At 61.6% G+C, this 487-nt stretch carries 1 protein-coding gene; it reads left to right on the top strand.

Annotated features, from left to right (window positions below):
• Positions 1-113 precede the first annotated feature (113 nt).
• Positions 114-487 (top strand): LysR family transcriptional regulator (locus AB4Z35_RS30355; protein ID WP_442101208.1); only part of this gene is annotated, 374 nt, incomplete at its 3' end.

Raw genomic sequence — 487 nt, 5'->3', positions numbered from 1 at the left:
CGGTTATACGAACGTGTCGCCCACCATGCGCCAATCGCGACTATTGCGGGCGTGCTGCCGTCCCTACACTCGACGGCATCACCAATCGAGCTGATGCACAGGGGAAACCGGCCATGGAACGCATGCTGCAAGCGATGGAGGTATTTGCGCGGATCGTCGAGTGCGAGAATTTCACGCGTGCGTCGAGTCTTCTCGGCATACCGAAGGCCTCGGCGAGCTTGCTGATCCAGCAGCTCGAAGTCCATCTGCAAGTGAAGCTGCTGCACCGGACGACGCGCCAGGTTCGACCCACCCCGGCCGGCATGACCTTCTACGAACACTGCCTCAAGATACTCCTCGCCATCACCGACGTGAAATCCGTGATCGGGTCCAGCGCGGGCAAGGCGAGCGGCAAGCTGCGTGTGGAGCTGCCGGGCGATATCGCACGCCAGCTGATGCCGCACCTGACCCAATTCCGGCATGAGTATCCGGACGTCAGCCTGCAGAT

Source organism: Pseudomonas sp. KB_15 (genome assembly GCF_052114525.1).
In the GTDB taxonomy this organism is placed as follows: domain Bacteria; phylum Pseudomonadota; class Gammaproteobacteria; order Pseudomonadales; family Pseudomonadaceae; genus Aquipseudomonas.
Note: the sequence above shows the minus strand (reverse complement) of the source record. Positions and strands in the feature narration are given on the sequence as shown.